16 protein-coding genes are annotated in these 18000 nt (G+C 70.8%); 7 read left to right on the top strand and 9 right to left on the bottom strand.

Annotated elements, in window-relative coordinates; all coding sequences use genetic code 11:
* Positions 1–203 precede the first annotated feature (203 nt).
* On the top strand, positions 204–671 hold the full coding sequence (locus tag OG439_RS37545; protein WP_326945299.1) for an SRPBCC family protein: 468 nt from the start codon (positions 204–206) through the stop codon (positions 669–671).
* On the opposite strand, the gene OG439_RS37540 is transcribed toward OG439_RS37545, so the two are convergent.
* A complete protein-coding gene (locus OG439_RS37540) occupies positions 661–1236 on the bottom strand; it encodes a hypothetical protein (RefSeq protein ID WP_247059447.1) in 576 nt (191 codons plus the stop codon). The genes OG439_RS37545 and OG439_RS37540 overlap by 11 nt on opposite strands.
* Positions 1237–1413: 177 nt before the next feature.
* Between OG439_RS37540 and OG439_RS37535 the strand changes: the two genes are divergently transcribed.
* From OG439_RS37535 to OG439_RS37525, 3 genes are all read left to right on the top strand, one after another.
* Positions 1414–3231 carry an NHL domain-containing thioredoxin family protein gene (locus tag OG439_RS37535; protein WP_326951715.1) on the top strand — a complete coding sequence of 606 codons (1818 nt, stop codon included), beginning with the start codon at positions 1414–1416 and terminating at the stop codon, positions 3229–3231.
* Position 3232: 1 nt separating this feature from the next.
* Positions 3233–3565 carry a GroES family chaperonin gene (locus OG439_RS37530; protein ID WP_247059446.1) on the top strand — a complete coding sequence of 111 codons (333 nt, stop codon included), beginning with the start codon at positions 3233–3235 and terminating at the stop codon, positions 3563–3565.
* Positions 3566–4865: 1300 nt separating this feature from the next.
* The gene (locus OG439_RS37525; protein ID WP_442792357.1) at positions 4866–6827 is read left to right on the top strand and encodes a VanW family protein; all 1962 of its coding nucleotides are present in this window, start codon (positions 4866–4868) and stop codon (positions 6825–6827) included.
* Positions 6828–6831: 4 nt separating this feature from the next.
* Here the strand turns inward: OG439_RS37525 and OG439_RS37520 are convergent, their stop codons facing one another.
* Together OG439_RS37520 and OG439_RS37515 are read right to left on the bottom strand one after the other, a co-directional pair.
* Positions 6832–7596, bottom strand: coding sequence for a leucine-rich repeat domain-containing protein (locus OG439_RS37520; protein WP_326945297.1), 765 nt, complete (start codon positions 7594–7596; stop codon positions 6832–6834).
* Entirely contained in the window at positions 7593–8438 is an 846-nt protein-coding gene (locus tag OG439_RS37515) for a helix-turn-helix transcriptional regulator (RefSeq protein ID WP_326945296.1), read from the bottom strand. The genes OG439_RS37520 and OG439_RS37515 overlap by 4 nt, the downstream gene beginning before the upstream one ends.
* Positions 8439–8549: 111 nt before the next feature.
* Here OG439_RS37515 and OG439_RS37510 point away from each other — a divergent pair, with 111 nt between their 5' ends.
* Positions 8550–9953 (top strand): MFS transporter, encoded by a 1404-nt coding sequence (locus OG439_RS37510; protein ID WP_326945295.1) that lies wholly within the window; start codon positions 8550–8552, stop codon positions 9951–9953.
* Here OG439_RS37510 and OG439_RS37505 read toward each other — a convergent pair.
* The 6 genes from OG439_RS37505 to OG439_RS37480 form a co-directional block, all read right to left on the bottom strand.
* Positions 9943–10236: a GlsB/YeaQ/YmgE family stress response membrane protein gene (locus OG439_RS37505; RefSeq protein WP_326945294.1), complete on the bottom strand. Its 294-nt coding sequence runs from the start codon at positions 10234–10236 to the stop codon at positions 9943–9945. The genes OG439_RS37510 and OG439_RS37505 overlap by 11 nt on opposite strands.
* A 159-nt stretch (positions 10237–10395) precedes the next feature.
* Positions 10396–10671, bottom strand: coding sequence for a GlsB/YeaQ/YmgE family stress response membrane protein (locus tag OG439_RS37500; RefSeq protein WP_326945293.1), 276 nt, complete (start codon positions 10669–10671; stop codon positions 10396–10398).
* Positions 10672–10863: 192 nt separating this feature from the next.
* The gene (locus tag OG439_RS37495; RefSeq protein ID WP_247059435.1) at positions 10864–12699 is read right to left on the bottom strand and encodes an acyl-CoA dehydrogenase; all 1836 of its coding nucleotides are present in this window, start codon (positions 12697–12699) and stop codon (positions 10864–10866) included.
* A 159-nt stretch (positions 12700–12858) separates the two neighbouring features.
* Positions 12859–13644 carry a response regulator transcription factor gene (locus tag OG439_RS37490; RefSeq protein ID WP_326945292.1) on the bottom strand — a complete coding sequence of 262 codons (786 nt, stop codon included), beginning with the start codon at positions 13642–13644 and terminating at the stop codon, positions 12859–12861.
* Between the two features lie 371 nt (positions 13645–14015).
* A complete protein-coding gene (gene mug / locus OG439_RS37485) occupies positions 14016–14567 on the bottom strand; it encodes a G/U mismatch-specific DNA glycosylase (protein WP_326945291.1) in 552 nt (183 codons plus the stop codon).
* A gap of 397 nt (positions 14568–14964) precedes the next feature.
* Positions 14965–15609: a VanZ family protein gene (locus OG439_RS37480; RefSeq protein WP_326945290.1), complete on the bottom strand. Its 645-nt coding sequence runs from the start codon at positions 15607–15609 to the stop codon at positions 14965–14967.
* Positions 15610–16074: 465 nt separating this feature from the next.
* Here OG439_RS37480 and OG439_RS37475 point away from each other — a divergent pair, with 465 nt between their 5' ends.
* Together OG439_RS37475 and OG439_RS37470 are read left to right on the top strand one after the other, a co-directional pair.
* The gene (locus OG439_RS37475; RefSeq protein WP_326945289.1) at positions 16075–17154 is read left to right on the top strand and encodes a Gfo/Idh/MocA family protein; all 1080 of its coding nucleotides are present in this window, start codon (positions 16075–16077) and stop codon (positions 17152–17154) included.
* Positions 17155–17205: 51 nt separating this feature from the next.
* Positions 17206–17985, top strand: a complete 780-nt coding sequence (locus OG439_RS37470; protein WP_326945288.1) for an alpha/beta fold hydrolase — start codon at positions 17206–17208, stop codon at positions 17983–17985.
* The last annotated feature ends 15 nt before the right edge of the window (positions 17986–18000 follow it).

The following is an 18000-nucleotide window of genomic DNA, read 5'->3' as shown; positions in this document are numbered from 1 at the left end:
GCCCGCTCGGACCCCCAGACAGCCCCCACCACTCCCTGGGGGGCGTCCCACGTCCAGCGTATCGGTCACCCCCGACAGAACCGGCTTTTCCGGCCGCTGGGCGTCGAGTTGTCCACATCGCCCGAAAGTCATCCACAGGCAGCTTCGCTGAACTGCGGTCGGTGACATACCCTCGGTATGTCACCCTCGACGCGGAGGTCACCATGAGCCAACCCGACGCCACCGGCCGGATCGAGGTCGGCGCGACTCCGGCAGCCGTGTACGACCTGGTCAGCGACCCGGCGAGGCTGGCCGACGTCGCCGAGGAGTACGCCGGGCACCGGTGGGTCGGCGGGGCGCGCGGGCCCGTCGTCGGCGCCCGGTTCCGCGGGCACAACCGGCGTGGCCTGAGGCGGTGGAGCACCTTGTCCACCATCACCGACGCCGATCCGGGCCGCCGGTTCGGCTTCGAGGTGACCTCGGTCGGGTTGCCCGTCGCGCGGTGGCAGTACGACTTCGAACCCGCCGGTGCCGGCTGCGTCGTCGTCGAAAGCATGTGGGAGCGGCGGCCGGCGTGGTTCCGCGTGCCGACGTCGACGGTCACCGGCGTCTGGAACCGGCGCGAGGCCAACACGGCGAACATCGCCGCGACCCTCGCGCGGCTCAAAACCGCCGTCGAAGCTAGTCGATGAAGCGGGACCAGAAGGGTATGTAGCGCGGGCCGTCCGGTGGGGCCGTGCAGATGCCGCCCGTGCCGAACTCGCGCTGCAGGTAATCCCGCAGGTCGGAGCCGTACACGACGATGTCGGTCTGGTACACCGACAACACCGGGTAACCGGACGTGCCGGCGAGACCGGGCAGGTAGCGGTGGCCGCACACCGGCACGAGCTGCGGCACGTCGGCCAGGCGGTGCCCCGCCTCGCGGACCGCGTCCTCGGGGCCGACCGGGCGCGTGCCCCAGTCGGGCAGCCAGAAGCCGTTGTGTTCGACGTCGTACAGGACGCCGTCGACCGGCCAGGCCAAACGTTTGCGCAGCTGCTCGGGGTTGCCGCAGCGCCAATCAGGCCAGCGGTCGCCGATCGGGACGCCCGCGGCGAGGAACGTGCGGTGGTCCGCGGCGAAGCGGAAGCCGAACCGGCGCTCGACGTCGTCGAGCTCGGCCTCGCTCAGCCCGGGACGCACCGGTTCCCGGAGGTTTTCCTGCAGGTGCCGCGCCTCCTCCGGGGAGAGGGCGCCGGTCGGCTGGACGGGAGTCATGACCCAAGAGCGTAAGTGGCGCCCGACCCCGCCGCGCGTTCTTTTCTGCTCTCTTGACGTGCGGCCAGGGGTGACCCCGGTCGGGTGAGTTTGTTCTCTCATCGGCTGGACTCCGGAACAGAGCGTGAGCGCGTGTAGTTCACTCTTGCCGTGACATCTCCCCGACCGCAGGCCCGCGTGCGCGCTCCCGAGCTGCGCGGCGACGTCTGGCTGAACACCGGCGGCCGCCCGATCACCCTGGCCGAACTGCGCGGCCGCATCGTGCTGCTGGACTTCTGGACCAGCGGCTGCGTCAACTGCCTCCACGTCCTCGACGAGCTGCGCCCGCTCGAGGCCGAGTTCGCGGACGTGCTGGTCACGATCGGCGTCCACTCGCCGAAGTTCCTGCACGAGGGCGAGCGCGCGTCCATCGAGGCCGCCGTGCGCCGGTACGAGGTCCACCACCCGGTGGTCAACGACCCGAAGATGGAGCTGTGGTCGCAGTACGCGGTTCGCGCGTGGCCGACGCTGGCGGTCATCGACCCCGAGGGTTACGTCGTCCACGTCGCCGCCGGTGAAGGGCACGAAGAGGCGCTTCGCCGCGTCATCGCCGACCTCGTGAAGAAGCACGAAGCGAAGGGGACGCTGCGCCGCGGCGGCAGCCCGTACGTGCCGGTCGAGGAGCAGCAGAGCGAGCTGCGGTTCCCGAGCAAGGCCGTCGCCACCGCCGAAGGCCGCATCCTGGTCGCCGACACCGGGCACCACTCCGTCGTCGAGTTCGCTTCGGACGGCGAGACGGTCATCCGGCGCTTCGGCAGCGGAGAGCGTGGCGGGCAGGACGGGCCGTTCGACGTCGCCACGTTCACCGAGCCGGCGGGCATCGCACTGCTGCCCTACGACGTCGCCGAGCGCGCCGGCTACCACGCCGTCGTCGCCGACACGGCTGGTCACCGGCTGCGCGGCCTCGACCTGATCACCGGCGAGGTGACCACGGTCGCCGGCACCGGCGCGCAGTGGCGCAACGGGCCGGACTCGGGCAAGGGCGTCGAGGTCGAGCTGAGCAGCCCGTGGGACGTCGAGTGGTGGGGCCCGGCCGGCGGCGTCGTCGTCGCGATGGCCGGCAACCACACGCTGAGCGTGTTCGACCCGGTGTCGGGGAGCATCCGCCGCTTCGCCGGGACGACCGTCGAAGGCCTCCGCGACGGCGACGTCAGCGAAGCGTTCTTCGCGCAGACGTCCGGCCTCGCCGCCGACGGCGACAAGCTGTGGCTCGTCGACGCGGAGACGTCCGCCCTGCGCTGGATCGAGCCGGCGGGCGACTCGTTCACCGTGCAGACGGCGATCGGGATCGACCTCTTCTCCTTCGGTCACACCGACGGCCCGGCCGACAAGGCGCTGCTCCAGCACCCGCTCGGCCTCGCCGTGCTGCCCGGCGCGCGGATCGCGATCGCCGACACCTACAACGGCGCCGTCCGCCGCTTCGACTTCTTCACGCGTGAGGTGACGACGCTCGCCACCGGCCTCGCCGAGCCGCAGGGCCTGTTGCTGACCGACGGCCGGCTGCTGGTCGTCGAGTCCGCGGGCAACCGGATCGGCCCGGTGCCGGCGAGCGAGCCTTCGGTGGTCACCGGCGACGCGCACGCCGTGCGCCGCCCGCCGACGGTCCTCGCGCCCGGCGAGATCGACTTTTCGGTCGTGTTCACCGCGCCGCCGGGCGAGAAGCTGGACGACCGGTACGGCCCGTCGACGCGGCTGGAGATCAGCGCGTCACCGCCGGAGCTGCTGGCCGACGGCACCGGCGCCGGAACCGAGCTGACCCGCAAGATCCGGTTCGCGCCGGGGGTGACCGAGGGTGTGCTGCAGGTCGTCGCCCAGGCGGCGAGCTGTGACGACGGCGGTGCGCACCCCGCGTGCCGGATCACCCGGCAGGACTGGGGCGTCCCGGTGCGGTTCGAGGAGGGCGGGGCGAGCGAGCTGAGCTTGGTCATGGCCGGGGAGCCGCGCGACGCCGAGTAGGATGCGGACCGTGTCTGACGGGCCGAAACTCGAGATCCAGATGCTGCACGACCGGGTACTCGTGCGGCTGTCGCCGGAAGAGGGCGAGCGGCGCAGCAGCGGTGGCATCGTGATCCCCGCCACCGCGCAGGTCGCGCGCCGCCTTTCGTGGGGTGATGTACTGGGCATCGGGAACAGTGTGCGGAACGTCAATCTCGGCGACCGCGTGCTCTTCAACCCGGAGGACCAGCTCGAGGTCGAGATCCAGGGCGAGGGGCACCTGGTGATGCGCGAACGCGACATCCACGCCGTAGCGACCGAACGGACCGAACACGGCACCGGGCTCTACCTCTAGAGCCCGCGGAGGGCAGGGCGTGGCAGACGACGAGGCGCACAACCGCGCCGACGCGCGCGAAGCACCGGACGCCGGCCAACCGAAGCCACCCGCCACGAGGGGTGCGACTGCCGCGGAGCTGCCTGTCGCGAACCGGGCCACTGCCGGAGAGCCACCCGCCACGAATGGGTCAGCTGTGGAGCCACCTGCCGTAAACGGGTCGGCTGCCGCGGAGCCGGGTGCTGCTTCGGACTCGCCGACGGAGGAGCCCGCGGCCGAGGTGCCGCCTGCCGAGGCGCAACCCACCACCGAATCCGACCCTGCCACGGCGACCGGATCGGCCGACGCTGAGCTGCCCCTCGCCGTCGCCTCCGGGTCGTTGCGGAATGAGTCCGCCGCCGGGGAGCAGTTCGCCGCCGATTCCGAGCCAGCGGCGGCGGCCGGTGCTGAGACGCCATTTGTCGCCGACTCTGGGGTGTTGCCGGACGGGCCCGCGAGCGAGGCGCGGTCCGCCGCCGATTCCGAGTTGACCGCCGTGGACGGATCGGCCGGTGCCGAGGTGCCGCTTGTCACTGGCCCCGGGTCGCTGCGGGAACGGCCTGAGGGCGAGGCGCGGTTCGCCGCTGATTCCGAGTCGGCGGCCGCGTACGGAGCGGCTGGTGCCGAGGTGTCAACCGCCGCTGATCCCGGGGTGTTGCCGATCGGGCCTGAGGGCGAGGTGCGGTTCGCCGCTGATTCCGAGTCGACCGCTGCGGACGGAGTGGCCGGTCCAGCCGCCGCTGATTTCGGGGTGTCGCGGGGCGGGTCTGCGGGTGAGGCGCAGCTCGCCGCTGAATCCGAGTCGGCCGCCGTGGACGGAGTGGCCGGTCCAGCCGCCGCTGATTCCGGGGTGTTGCCGGTCAGGCCTGCGGGCGAGGTGCAGTTCGCCGCCGAATCCGGGGTCGTTGTGGCGATCGGTTCGGCCGGTGCCGAGGTGCTGACCGCCGGCGACCCCGCGCTGTCGCCGGAAGTGCCTACGGTCGAGGTGCCGTCCGCCGCCGGTGGATTCGGGAGCCCTGTGGCTACCGAGGCCGCTGCGGAGGTGCGGCCCGCCGCTGAGTTCGGGCCGTTGCCGGAAGGGGCCGCGGTTGAAGTGGCGCCTGCCGAGACGGGGTTCGTTGCCGAGCCCGCGTTGCAGCCGGACGAGCCCGCGGCGCCGGCCACAGACGGTGCCGAATCTGTGCAGTCGCTGAATGAACCAGCCGCTGCTGCTACGGACGTGGCGCAGCCAGGGCCGTGGCCGGATGAGCGCGCCGCTGTCGAGGGTGGGCCGCGGTCTGGGCTGTGGTCGGTTGAGTCTGTTGGAGATGCGGCGCCGTCTGGGGCCTGGCCTAGTGAGTCCGCTGGGGATGCGGGGCCGCCTGGGCCGTGGCCCGATGAGCGGGCTGCTGCCGCTGCTGAGACTGTGGCCATCGAGGCGGTGCCTGGTGCTGCGCCTGTCGACGATGCCGTTGTCACCACTGATCTCTTCGCTGAGGACCTGCTTGGCGAACTCCTCGAGAACCCCGCGGCCCCGCCTCCGCCGGAGACTCCGGCGCGGAAGCTGCGCAAGGGTGTCGCTCGTACGATGATGATCGTCGGGCTCGCGCTGGGGCTCTTCGTCATTCTCTACGCCGTCGACCTTCTCTCCAGTGCCGGTGATGTGCCGCGGGGGGTTACCGTGGCCGGGATCGGTGTCGGTGGCATGACCCATGCCGAGGCGGAAGCCAAGCTGCGCAAGGAACTCGAGCCGCGGCTTACCCGGCCGGTTGTTGTGCACGGTGGGGATGTTCAGGCCGAACTCGTTCCGGCGCGTTCGGGGCTGGGGCTCGACTGGCCCAATACCCTCGGGCTCGCCGGGCACCAGCCGCTTAGTCCGATCACCCGGATCATGTCCTTCTTCACCAGTCGCGAGGTCGGTGTCGCTACCCGGACCGATGAGAACCAGACCAGTCAGGCCGTCCGCGCGCTGGCCGACGGCAAGCTCGACCACGCCGCCACCGAGGGCGCTGTGGGGTTCATGCCGTTGCCGGGCAGCGATGGTGGCGTCACGCCCTACCCGATCCTGCCGCGCCAAGGGCAGCAGCTGACCGATCTCGCGGGCGCCGTCCACGCCGTCACCGAGCACTGGCTGGACCCGGGTGGCGTCAAGCTGGCGATGGCCATCACGCCGGTGCGGGCGACCGCCGCCGGGGTGCAGGCCGCGTTCCAGCAGATCGTCGTGCCCGCTGTGGCCAAGCCGGTCGTCGTGCACGGGCAGGGCAAGGACGTGCCGCTCAAGCCGGACGCGATCGCCTCCTCGTTCCAGTTCGCGCCCGTCGAAGGCGGTGCCGTCGAAGTGCGGATCGACCAGGGCAAGCTGCAGGCCGCGCTCAAGGACGGCCTGGCGAGCACCGAGACCGACGGCAAGGACGCGCAGATCGTCTTCGCCGGCGACCAGCCGACCGTCGACCCGTCCGAAGACGCCCGGAAGATCAACTGGGAGAAGACCTTCCTCCCGTTGATCGACGTCCTCAAGAAGACCGACGGGCGCGATCTGCCCGTCGCCTACAACGCGTCGAAGCCCAGCGTGACCACCGAGGCCGCGGGGGCGCTCGGCATCACGGAGGTCATCGGCGAGTTCACCACCGCCGGGCTCACCGGCCCGGCGACGACGAACAACCGCACGCTGGCCGATCGCGTGTCCGGCACCATCGTCAAGCCCGGTGAGACGTTCAGCCTCGGCGGCCGCTCCGGCCCGCGCACCGCGGACAACGGCTACGTGCCCGCCCCGGCCAACGAAGACGGCACCGGTCCGACCGTCGTCGGTGGCGGCGTCTCGCAGCTGGCGTCCACTTTGTACAACGCGGGCTACCTCGCCGGCCTCGCCGACGGCGGTCACCTCGAGCACGACACCTACCTCGACCGCTACCCCGTCGGCCGCGACGCCAAGGCGATCAACGCCGACGGCAGCCCGGTCGAGCTCAAGCTGACCGACGACGCCCAGACCGGCATCGCCCTGCAGGCCGTGGTGTCCGGCGACTCCGTGACGGTCCGGATCTGGGGCACCCGGCACTACCGCGTCGAGGGCTCGACCGGCGGGCAGACGCCCGGCGACCCACCGCCGGTGCAGTTCGGGGGCGCCACCCCGTGCCAGCCGTCGATCGGCACGCCCGGCTTCAGCGTCACCGACACGCGCGTGCTCTACGACGTCGCGAGCGGCGCCGAGGTCCGCCGGACGTCGCACACCGCGACCTACGGACCGCGTCCGACGATCCTGTGTTGAGTTGTCAGCGAAGGACCATGCAACCCGCCTCCTCGAAGTCGCGCAGCCACGACGGCTCCCGGAAGTTCTTGTTCCACCGCAGATCCAGCTTGTCCAACTTGGACAGTCCGGCCACCGACGCGGGCAGCGTCACGAGCGAGTTCTCCCGCAGGTCCAGCTGACGCAGCTCGCTCAACGCCCCGATCGACGCCGGCAGCTCGCGCAGCCGGTTCCCCCGCAGGTGCAGCTCCCGCAGGGAACCGAGCGCGCCGATCGACTCCGGCAACGCCGTCAGTTCGTTGTGGTAGAGCCGGAGTTCGCGCAGCGACGCGAGCCCGGAGAGGTCGGGCAGCGATTCGATCCGGTTGTCCGTGCACCCGAGGTACCGCAGCTTTCCCAGGCGGCACAACGACGACGGGAACTCCGTCAGCCGGTTGTCGCTGACGTAGAGGTACTCGGTCAGCCCGGCCAGGTCGCCCAGCTCGTCCGGCAACGCCGGGAACCGGTTGTGCCCCAGGTCGAGCGTGTGCAACGACGACAACGCGGAGATCCCCGGTGGCAGCTCGGTCAACGAGTTCGTGGCCAGGTTGAGCACGCGCAACCCGGTCAGCCGCCACAGCGACGGCGGAACGACGGAGATCTCGTTCGCGTACAGGCTCAGGTGCTCCAACGCGGAACCCAGCGCGGGCACGGACGTCAGCCGGTTGCGATCCAGGTCCAGGCGCGTGACGTCGTCCGGTACCGACGGCACCGAAGTCAGCCCCTGCCCGCTCAGATCGAGCCACGTCATGAGCCCTCCCGGCGGCGGGTCGCGGGCAGCAACGCCCAGGTGGCCGCGTCGTCCGGCGTCGACACCTGGATCCGCAGGCCCGGCACCTCCGACACCGCCAGCTCGGTCAGCCGGAAGTTCAGCCGCCCGGCCCGCGGGTGGTCGAACCGCCGCAGCCGGGCCAGCGGCTCGGCGACCTCGTTGCGCGCCCACAGCTCGGCGAACTCCGGGCTCAGCGCCGAAAGCCGCCGGATGTCCTCCGCCCAGCACGGGTCGCCGAGGTGCCGGCCGTACTCGGCCCGCATCCGCGCGACCATGTGCGGCACCTCCTCGTCGTAGTTCAGCAGGAACGCCCGCGCGTTCGGTTCAGTGACGCAGCACCAGAGCAGGTTCTTGTGCAGGCACGGCAGGCTGTGCCACTCCCAGAACAGCTCTTCGTGCGCCGCGTTCGACACGAGGATGTCGAACCGGCCGTTGACGACCGTGGCCGGCAACGGTTCCAGTGCGCGCAGGACCTCGCACACCGCGTCCGGCACCACCTCGACCGCCGACGGCAGCCGTGAAGGGGTCAGCTCCGCCAGCCGGTAGAGGTGTTCCCGCTCGGTGTGGTCCAGCCGCAGTGTGCGCGCGACGGCGTCGAAGACCTGTGCGCTCGCGTTGATCGGCCGCCCCTGCTCCAGCCACGTGTACCAGGTGACGCCGACCCCGGCGAGCAGCGCGACCTCCTCCCGCCGCAACCCGCTCGTGCGACGGCGCAGGCCGGGCGCGAGCCCGACCTCCTCGGGGCCGATCCGCGCCCGGCACGCCTTGAGGAACCGGCCGAGTTCCTCTCGGTGGCTCACGGGGACCTGCGTCTGGGTCATGTCGGCATAGTGCCCGAGGGGTACGACAGTTTTGGAACGAAGCAGGTGCCGCCAGTACCAGCATCACCGGACTCTCGGTACCGCAAGCGAAAGAGCCGCAGGGTCAGGGGCATGACACTCACCACCCCGGCCCCGGCCGTCCCGGGCCGGAGCACGCGGCCGTGGTTCATGCTCGGCGTGCTGCTGCTCGGCCAGTTCATGGCGCTGCTGGACGTCACCGTCGTGAACGTCGCCATGACCGACATCCGCACCGACCTGCACGCGTCCGGCGCTGCGCTGCAGCTGGTCGTGTCCGGCTACACCGTGGGCTACGCGATGCTGCTGATCACCGGCGCCCGGCTCGGCGAGCTGTACGGGCGACGCCGGATGTTCGTCACCGGCGTCGTCGCCTTCACGGTCTTCTCGCTGTTGTGCGGCTTGGCGCCCGGTGCGGGAACGCTGATCGTCGCCCGGATCGCCCAGGGCGCCGGCGCCGCGCTGATGATGCCGCAGGTCATCAGCGTCATCCAGGCGCAGTTCAGCGGTCCCGCGCGGGCGAAGGCGCTCAGCGCGTACACCGCGGTCATCTCGGTCGCGTTCGTCGCCGGCCAGGTGGTCGGCGGCGTGCTCGTCGGCGCGGACCTGTTCGGCGCCGGCTGGCGGCCGATCTTCCTGGTGAACGTGCCGATCGGCGTGCTCGTCGCTGTGCTGGCGGCGAAGCTGGTGCCCGGTGGCGGCGCCCGGAACGGCCGTCGGCTCGACTTCGCCGGGCTCGCGATCGCGGTGCCGGCCGTGGTCCTCGTCGTGCTGCCGCTGGTGCTCGGGCACGAGACCGGCCGGCCCGCCTGGACGTTCGCCTCGCTGGTCGCCGGCGCCCTGCTGGCCGTGCTGTTCGTGGTCGTGGAACGCCGGGTGCGCGATCCGCTGGTGAACCTCGACGTGCTGCGGATCCGCGGCGTCGCACCGGGCCTGGCCGCGCTGGCCGCCGGCGTCGCGTCGTACGGCGGTTTCCTGTTCTGCCTGGCCCTGCACCTTCAGACCGGATTGGGTGACACGGCGTTGACGGCCGGGCTCACCATGGCGCCCGGCGGTGTGGTCTTCGGCCTGTGCGGGTTCTTCTGGCACAAGCTGCCCGCGCGCGTCCACGCGGCGGTGACGCCGATCGGGTACGCCGGATCCGCCGCGGCGTACGCCTTGCTGGCGCTGAGCCTGCGCGACGGCGGCCACGGCGGCGCGCTGTTCTTCGTGGCGCTGATGCTCTTCGGGCTCTCGATGGGACCGGCGTTCGGGTCCCTGATGGCGCATTCGCTGACGCACGTCCCGCTCGCGAGCGCGGCGGACGTCAGCGGGCTGCTGACCACGACGTTGCAGCTGGGCCAGGTCGTCGGCGTCGCGACGTTCGGGAGTGCTTTCCTGACCCTGGCCGGGGGTTCGTCCGCGCACGCCATCACCACGACGATGACCGGGGCCGCCGTGCTGCTGCTCGTCGGAGCCGGGTTCGCCGTGGTGCTGGCGCGCGCGTCGGTCAGGCGTTAGCGCGGCTGCCGCCCTTGATCCGCGCGTAGATCGCCGAAGCCGCGATGACGCCGACGACGGCGGCGACGATCTGGAAGACGTGCCGGATCCAGTCGATGCCGTTCGTGTCCCGGACGCCGAACACGCCGGCGAGCCAGTTGCCGATGAACGCGGCCACGATGCCGACGACGATCGTCAGCCAGATCGGAATCTTCTGGTCGCCGGGCGCGAACAGCCGGCCCAGCACGCCCAGGATCAGGCCCACGATGATCGTCGAGATGATGCCCCAAAGTCCGCCGAGCACGGGTGCCTCCTCGGATTGCCGAATAAGAACAACCGTGACACCGCCCGGCGCCGCCTGCCCGTTTGAACCCTCGATGGGGTGACACACAAAAAGATCCGGCCCGGCCCGCCCCCGACGGCGAACCGGGCCGGATCGGCCTGGTGGTGGTGCGCTGGTGCGTTACCTCGATACGCCGCGTCGGCCGTAGGCCCCGGCGGCGATGCTGACGCCGATGGCGGCGAGGACGACCTGGGTGAGGATCTCCAGCCAGTCGATCCCGTTGGTGTCGGCGTAGCCGATGCCACGCGCGATCGCCGTGCCGATGAACGCGGCGACGATACCGATCAGGATCGTCAACCAGATCGGGATGCTCTGCTTGCCCGGTGCGACCAGCCGCCCGAGCACACCGATGATCAGGCCGATGATGATGGCGCTGACGATGCCGGCGATAGTCATCGCTTCTCCTCTCAAGGGATCCGCGGTCCCGGTGTTCCGGGGCTCCGCGGCTCGATGGTCGGAATGCCCCGGGTGGGTGACGGCGAAACACGGTGTACCGGGAATTACCCTCCTCGCCGCCGCATCGTTACTACGTCTGCCGGACACGGCGAAGGGGCCCTCCCCAGCGGGAAGGGCCCCTTCGGGCGTGACTCAGAACGCGGCTTCGTCGAGCTCCATGAGCGCGTTGTCCGCGGCCTCCACGATCGCGCGACGCGCGGTCAGCTCCGGCAGGACGCTCTTCGAGAAGAACGACGCCACGGCGATCTTGCCCTCGTAGAACGGGACGTCCTTGGCGGACGCGCCCGCGTCGAGCTTGGCGATGGCGACCTCGGAGTGCTTGAGCAGCTGCCAGCCGATGAGCAGGTCGCCGACGGACATCAGCAGCCGGACCGTGTGCTGGCCGACCTTGTTGATGTTCTGCGGGTCTTCCTGCGACGCCGTCAGGTAGCCGATCAGCGAGCCCAGCATGCCCTGGGTGTCCTCGAGGGCCTGCTTGAGCAGCCCGCGCTCGTTCTTGAGCCGGCCGTTGCCCGCCTCGGACTCGATGAACTTCGTGATCTCGCCGGCGACGAAGGCCAGGGACGCGCCCTTGTCGCGGACGATCTTGCGGAAGAAGAAGTCCAGCGACTGGATCGCCGTGGTGCCTTCGTACAGCGAGTCGATCTTGGCGTCGCGGATGTACTGCTCGATCGGGTAGTCCTGCAGGAAGCCGGACCCGCCGAGGGTCTGCAGCGACTGCACGAGCTGCTCGGTGGCGCGCTCGGAGCCGACACCCTTGACGATCGGCAGCAGCAGGTCGTTGACGCCGTGCGCGACCTTCTGGTCACCTTCGCCGGTCCACAGCTGGTCCTGGAACGACGCCGTGTACAGGTACACCGCGCGCAGGCCCTCCGCGTACGCCTTCTGCAGCATCAGCGAGCGGCGGACGTCCGGGTGGTGCGTGATGGTGACGCGCGGCGCGGCCTTGTTCAGCATGTTCGGCAGGTCGGCGCCCTGGACGCGCTCCTTGGCGTACTCGAGCGCGTTGAGGTAGCCGGTGGACAGCGTGGCGATGGCCTTGGTGCCGACCATCATCCGGGCGTACTCGATGACCTGGAACATCTGCGCGATGCCGTCGTGCACCTCGCCGAGCAGCCAGCCCTTGGCCGGGGTGCCGTGCTGGCCGAAGGTCAGCTCGCACGTCGTCGAGGCCTTGATGCCCATCTTGTGCTCGACGTTCGTGACGAAGGCGCCGTTGCGCTCGCCCAGCTCGCCGGTCTTGGTGTCGAAGTGGAACTTCGGCACGAGGAACAGCGACAGGCCCTTGGTGCCGGCCTTGGTCTCGATGCCGGGACCCTCGGGGCGGGCCAGCACGAGGTGCATGATGTTTTCGCTCATGTCGTGCTCGGCGGAGGTGATGAACCGCTTCACGCCGTCGATGTGCCAGGAGCCGTCCTCCTGCTGGACGGCCTTGGTGCGGCCGGCGCCGACGTCGGAACCGGCGTCCGGCTCGGTCAGCACCATCGTGGCGCCCCAGGCCCGGTCGATCATCAGCTCGGCCCAGTGCTTCTGCTCTTCGGTGCCGTTCTTGTTCACGATCATCGCGAAGTTGGGGCCCGCGAGGTACATGAACAGCGGGGCGTTGGCGCCGAGGATCAGCTCGGACGCGGCCCACTGGACGGTCGGGGGCAGGCCGAAGCCGCCGAGGTCCTCGGTCAGGCCCAGGCGCCACCACTCGCCGTCGAGGAGCTGCTGGTAGCTCTTCTTGAACGACTCGGGGATCTTGACGCTGAAGGTCTTCGGGTCGTACACGGGCGGGTTGCGGTCCGCGTCGGCGAAGGACGCGGCCAGCGGGCCGGACGCGAGCTTGTTCAGCTCGGCCAGCACCCCGCGCGCGGTCTCCTCGTCCGACTCGGCGAGCACACCCTTGCCCAGGCGCTCCTGAACGCCGAGTACCTCGAAGAGGTTGAACTCCAGGTCTCGGACGTTGCTCTTGTAGTGGCCCATGTCGTCACTCCAATGTGTTCGGCTCCCCGGCCGGGCACACACTCGCCTTACTCGCCGGTAACTTCAGGATATTACCTGCGGGTAACTGGAGCAAGCAGATCCGCACTTCCGAGTACTGGAAATCCCCCGAAAAGTGGGCCTCGAGCAGCGTGACCCGGGTCAGCGGTTGCCGGGGATGGCCGTTGTGTCCGCCGTCACCGGCACGTGGCCGTCGTCCGCTCGGACGATCAGTATCCCGCCCCGGAAGGCGATCGTCACGGCGTGTGTCCGGTCGCGGGCCGAGAGCTTCCGCAGGATGCTCTTCACGTGGGTCCGCACGGTCTCGACGGACAGGAAGAGCAGCTTCGCGATCGCCGAGTTCTCGAGCCCTTCGGCGACCAGCTGCAACACCTGGTATTCGCGCCTGGACAGCGGCATCCCGCCGCGCGGCGCCGGTGGGCTGTCGTGGGCGAGGTCCCCCTTCGGCACGGTCGAGCGCTTCGGCCGGGCGGTGAGCGCGGCCAGTCCGGGGTCGATGTACCGGCGCTCGGTGTGGGCCCGCCGGATCGCTTCGGCGAGCCGTCGTGAATCGATCGACCGCGGCACGATCGCGTGCGCCCCGGCGGCGATGGCGGCCGCCAGGTACTGCTGCGTGCGATTCGCGTCACGGACGAGCGTGACGATGATCAGCGCCGGGTCGCCGGCGTTGAGCAGCTTCGTCAGGTGGCAGTTCGGATCCAGCGCCGAATCGAGCACGACGACGTCCGGTTTCACCTGCTCGCACAGCTGCAACGCGGCGTGGTGGCTCGCCGCTTGGCCGGCCCAGTGCAGCCCCTGGCTGCGGTGGACCAGCGCGGCGAGGCCGTCGCGGTAGATCGGGATCGGATCGACGACAGCCACGCCGAGACTGCGCCCGCCGGGTCCGGCCGGCCCGGTGGGCCTGCGGGTGGGCTCGATGCCGTGCATCGTGGGCCTCCGTCTCTGCGCCGTCGCTCTTGGGACGCCGGACGTGTCCCCTCGGTTTCACGCGATCCGGCACCACCCGGTCCCCCCTGCCGGGACCGGCCAAAAGTGACTCCCTCTGCTTGGTACGAGTCGCAAGTTCGCAGCTCATGACGCCAGTTCCCCCTCATGGCCCAACCCGCCGGTTACAGCAAACTCTGGGTAGAAAACCCCTCCGGGACGACTGCTCGACCGGGAGCAGAACGACCTGATGGGGCGGCGGGTGCTACTGAGGGTGGCCCGTGTCGATTCGCGTCCTCCCGGCTCGTCCCCCTCTAACGTCCAAGGTGCCGGTTGGATGCGGGTTGTGACTGGTCAGCAGGGTGCGAGCGGGGCTAGCGACTCACGACCGCGGCCCGTAGCGCGGCGAACTCCGCCGCCAGCCCGTCGGGCGTCCAGTGGGCGTTCAGGCCGCTCGGGTTCGGGAGTACCCACACGTGTGTCCCTCCGATGAGCAGCTCCTGCGGGCCGACGCGCGCCTTCGGGAAGCCGAACGCGGTCCGGTACGCCGTGATCCCGACCACGGCCAGCCACTGCGGCCGGAATTCGAGCACCTTCGCGGTCAGCACTTCCCCGCCGTCACGCAGTTCGTCGTCGGTGAGCTCGTCCGCGCGGGCGGTGGCCCGGCCGACGACGTTCGTGACCCCGAGCCCCAGGTCGAGCAGCTTGTCCTGTTCGGAGGGGGTGAACCGCCGCGGGGTGAAGCCGCCGCCGTGCAGCGCCGGCCAGAACCGGTTCCCGGGCCGCGCGAAGTGCTGCTTGAGGGCGCCGGAGTAGAGGCCGGGGTTGATCCCGCAGAACAGCACGTCGAGGCCGGCCGCGATGACGTCCGGAATGGTGGTGCCGTACGCGGCGGTCAGCTGGTCCTTGGTGGGTCGGGTGTTCACCCGTCCAGTCTCCGGTACGACTTTCGGACCGGCACGGCACAAGTCCCCCTGCCCGCGACGTCGATCACCCATCCGGTTCCGCGTGTTCGGCTCGTCGTCCGGCTCGCGAACCGGCTGCCCGCGACGTCGTCCTGACCTCGGCCGACCTGAGCTTCGACGCCTGGCTCTCCGCGGACCGGACCTGGTTCGCCGCACGGGCTCGTTGCCGGGGGTAGCGAATTCGCCACTGACCTGCGTACCCTGTGTGATCTCCCGCACAGCGTCGTACCGAGGAGGATTCGTGCAGCTTCCGATCGTCCTCGGGCTGGTCGCGCTGGTCCTGGCCGTGGCGGCCATCGTGGTCGTTCTCGAGGACCGCCGTGCCGCGAAGCGTGCCGCTCTGCAGCGCAAGGCTCGGTTAGCGCGTCTGGGCGAGGTGGATCCGCTGGCTCCGGGCCGGCTGCACGTCGACCGTTGAAGGCTTGGCCCGCAGCAGGGCCAGCAGGAGCGCTCCGAACACCCAGCCGACGCCGGCGCCGAACGTGTTGTTCACGAGGTCGTCGACGTCGAAGATCCGGTAGACGTACGGCGCGGTGCCGAAGTTCGCGGTGACCTGCGTGATCTCGATGAGCAGTGACGCCGTGAAGCCGATCAGCGTGGTGCCGACGAGCCCGCGGCGCCACAGGATCCGCGCGAACACGCCGAGCGGGACGAACAGCAGGACGTTCATGCAGGCCTGCTGGAACGTCTGCGTCATGAACCACTGCGACAGCGGCTCACCGTGCTTCAGCAGCTCGGTGTGGATGTCGGTGATCCACTGGAACGGGTGCAGCTGCACGGTCTGGCTCAGCCGCCGGGTGCCGGGCCCGGGCAGCGGCAGGAAGACGACCGCGAAGGTCATGCACCCGTAGAGCAGCACGGCCGCGGTGGTGACGATGCCGCGCAGCCGCAGGCCACCGTGCCGCGCGAGCTGGGTGAGCAGCTGCGGCACCAGCACGACGGTCCACAGCGCGAAGAAGCCGATGAGTCCGTACTGCAGGGCGGTGACCTGTGCGTTCGTCATGCCACCGACGTTATGGATCTTGCCCGGGGTGCCGCTTCGGTCGAACAGCCGGACGCCGGACACCCCCATCGGCCAACTGGCCGACCCGGCGACGGGCCGATCGGTCAGGGCCGGTGGCCGCGACAGCCGGTGTTACCGGACGCCGGCGAACTCCGGCTCGCTCGTTCGCGTGCGGCCGAATGGCTGGTCTTCCCGATGTGCGTTGCGCCACAGCTACAGGGTCACGGCCCGGCCGTGCGACTCGTGGACGCGGTCCGCGCGGCGGCCGCGGAAGCCGTCGCTGTGCACGTCTTCGAGGGGAACGCCGCGCGAGACGTGGCTGCGAGCGACTCCGTTTCGTGCCCACCGGAGACAGCAAAGACGTTCGGGGCAACGGCCGCCGCCATCTGGTGTGGCTTGCGCTCACGCGGGAATGACCGCGACGCTCGGCACGTAAGTCTTGTGGGGGAAACGAAAGGAACGCTCATGGCACCGGTCCGGGTCGGCATCGTCGGGCTCAGCGCGAACGGCGGCTGGGCCGCGACCGCGCACGTGCCCGCGCTGGCCGCGGTGGAGGGCTACGAGCTCCGCGCGCTGAGCGCGAGCAGCGCCGAGTCGGCGCGCGTGGCCGGCGAGAAGTACGGCGTGCCGCTGACCTTCGGCGACGCCGGGGAGCTGGCGCGGCACCCGGAGGTCGACCTGGTCGTCGTCGCCGTGAAGGTGCCCGAGCACCGGGCGCTCATCGAGCCCGCGCTGGCCGCGGGCAAGCAGGTGCTGAGCGAGTGGCCGCTGGGCGTCAGCCTCGCGGAGACCCGGGAGCTGGCCGAAGCCGCGAAGGACGGGCAGACGGCCGTCGGGCTGCAGGGCCGCTCCGCGCCGGCGTTGCGCTACCTGCGTGACCTCATCAAGGACGGCTACGTCGGCCGCGTGCTCTCGACGTCGTTGATCGCGTCCGGCGGGAACTGGGGCTCGAGCGTCCGCGCCGGCCGCGACTACCAGCTGCACCCCGAGGGCGGGGCGACGCTGCTGACCATCCCGTTCGCGCACACCGCCGACACGCTGCACATGGTGCTCGGCGGGTTCGCCGAGCTGTCGGCCACGATGGCGACCGTCCGGCCGCGGGTGCGCGACGAGGTCACCGGCGACGCCGTCCCGATGACCGTGCCCGACCAGATCGCCGTCTCCGGCGTGCTGACCGGCGGCGCGATCGTGTCGCTGCACCTGCGTGGCGGGACGTCGCCGGCCACGGACTTCCTCTGGGAGATCAACGGCACCGAGGGCACCCTGGTCGTCGAGGCCGCGGACCCGCTGTTCTGGATCTCGAAGCTGACGTTGCGCGGCAGCCGCACCGGGACGCTGGAGCGGCTCGCCGTGCCGACGCGGTACGAGCTGCCGCAGCTGGCCGGGCGCGCGTCCGAACCGTCGTACAACGTCGCGCACGCCTATGCGCGGCACCTAAAGGGCGACCTGCCGGACTTCGGGCACGCGCTGCGCGTGCACCGGGTGCTCGACGCCGTCCAGCGGTCGGCCGACGCGGGGACGCGGGTTCACCCGGACGCAGAGTAACTGTTACCGGCGGTTGTAGCTTTTCCGCGGACCCGGACCTACTCTCGGGTAATGGACGACGTTGTCTACGACCGCGCGGGCCACGGCGAACCGCTGGTGCTGATCCACGGCATCGGGCACCGCCGCCAGGCGTGGGCGCCGGTGTTTCCGCTGCTCACGCCGCATCGTGACGTCATCGCCGTCGACCTGCCCGGCTTCGGCGAGTCGCCCGAGCCGGCCGGCGGTTACGGCGTCGAGCCCGCGCTGGTGATGTTCAAGGACCTCTTCACCGAGCTCGGCCTCGACCGGCCGCACGTCGCGGGCAACTCGCTCGGCGGGCTGCTTTCCCTGGAACTCGGCCGCGCCGGGCTCGTCCGCAGCGTCACGGCCCTGTCGCCGGCCGGGCTGTGGAACCGGCGGCAGAAGCTCTACGCGATCGCGACGCTCAAGGCCCACCGCGCGCTCGCCCAGCGCACCCCGCCGAACGTCGTGCGCCGGCTGGCCGCGACGGCGGCCGGGCGGAAGGCCCTGGTGGGGATGATCGTCGGCCGCCCCGAGCTGCTCTCGCCCGAGATCGTCGCCGAAGACGCGCACGCGCTCGCGACCGCGCCGGGCTTCGAGCCGACCGCCGCGCAGTCCCGCGGCAGCTTCCGCTTCACGGGCCCGGTCACCGGCGTCCCGGTGACGATCGCGTGGGCCCAGCACGACCGGGTCCTCGCCCGGCCGCGCGTCGCCGAGCTGCGGAAGGTCGCGCCGAACGGGACGTTCACGCTGCTGCCGGGCTGCGGGCACGTGCCGATGAGCGACGACCCGGAGCTGGTCGCGAAGACCCTGCTCGCCGGAAGCCGTTAGATGACATTCGCTTTA

This window comes from Amycolatopsis sp. NBC_01307 (assembly GCF_035975215.1).
Lineage (GTDB): Bacteria > Actinomycetota > Actinomycetes > Mycobacteriales > Pseudonocardiaceae > Amycolatopsis.
This window is presented reverse-complemented; position numbering and strand designations above follow the sequence as displayed.

Excerpts from the sequence above, each read along its gene's own strand:
- OG439_RS37545 (WP_326945299.1), top strand. The coding sequence starts at position 204 with ATGAGCCAACCCGACGCCACCGGCCGGATCGAGGTCGGCGCGACTCCG.
- OG439_RS37540 (WP_247059447.1), bottom strand. The coding sequence starts at position 1,236 with ATGACTCCCGTCCAGCCGACCGGCGCCCTCTCCCCGGAGGAGGCGCGG.
- OG439_RS37530 (WP_247059446.1), top strand. The coding sequence starts at position 3,233 with ATGCGGACCGTGTCTGACGGGCCGAAACTCGAGATCCAGATGCTGCAC.
- OG439_RS37520 (WP_326945297.1), bottom strand. The coding sequence starts at position 7,596 with ATGACGTGGCTCGATCTGAGCGGGCAGGGGCTGACTTCGGTGCCGTCG.
- OG439_RS37515 (WP_326945296.1), bottom strand. The coding sequence starts at position 8,438 with ATGACCCAGACGCAGGTCCCCGTGAGCCACCGAGAGGAACTCGGCCGG.
- OG439_RS37510 (WP_326945295.1), top strand. The coding sequence starts at position 8,550 with ATGACACTCACCACCCCGGCCCCGGCCGTCCCGGGCCGGAGCACGCGG.
- OG439_RS37500 (WP_326945293.1), bottom strand. The coding sequence starts at position 10,671 with ATGACTATCGCCGGCATCGTCAGCGCCATCATCATCGGCCTGATCATC.
- OG439_RS37495 (WP_247059435.1), bottom strand. The coding sequence starts at position 12,699 with ATGGGCCACTACAAGAGCAACGTCCGAGACCTGGAGTTCAACCTCTTC.
- OG439_RS37490 (WP_326945292.1), bottom strand. The coding sequence starts at position 13,644 with ATGCACGGCATCGAGCCCACCCGCAGGCCCACCGGGCCGGCCGGACCC.
- OG439_RS37480 (WP_326945290.1), bottom strand. The coding sequence starts at position 15,609 with ATGACGAACGCACAGGTCACCGCCCTGCAGTACGGACTCATCGGCTTC.
- OG439_RS37475 (WP_326945289.1), top strand. The coding sequence starts at position 16,075 with ATGGCACCGGTCCGGGTCGGCATCGTCGGGCTCAGCGCGAACGGCGGC.
- OG439_RS37470 (WP_326945288.1), top strand. The coding sequence starts at position 17,206 with ATGGACGACGTTGTCTACGACCGCGCGGGCCACGGCGAACCGCTGGTG.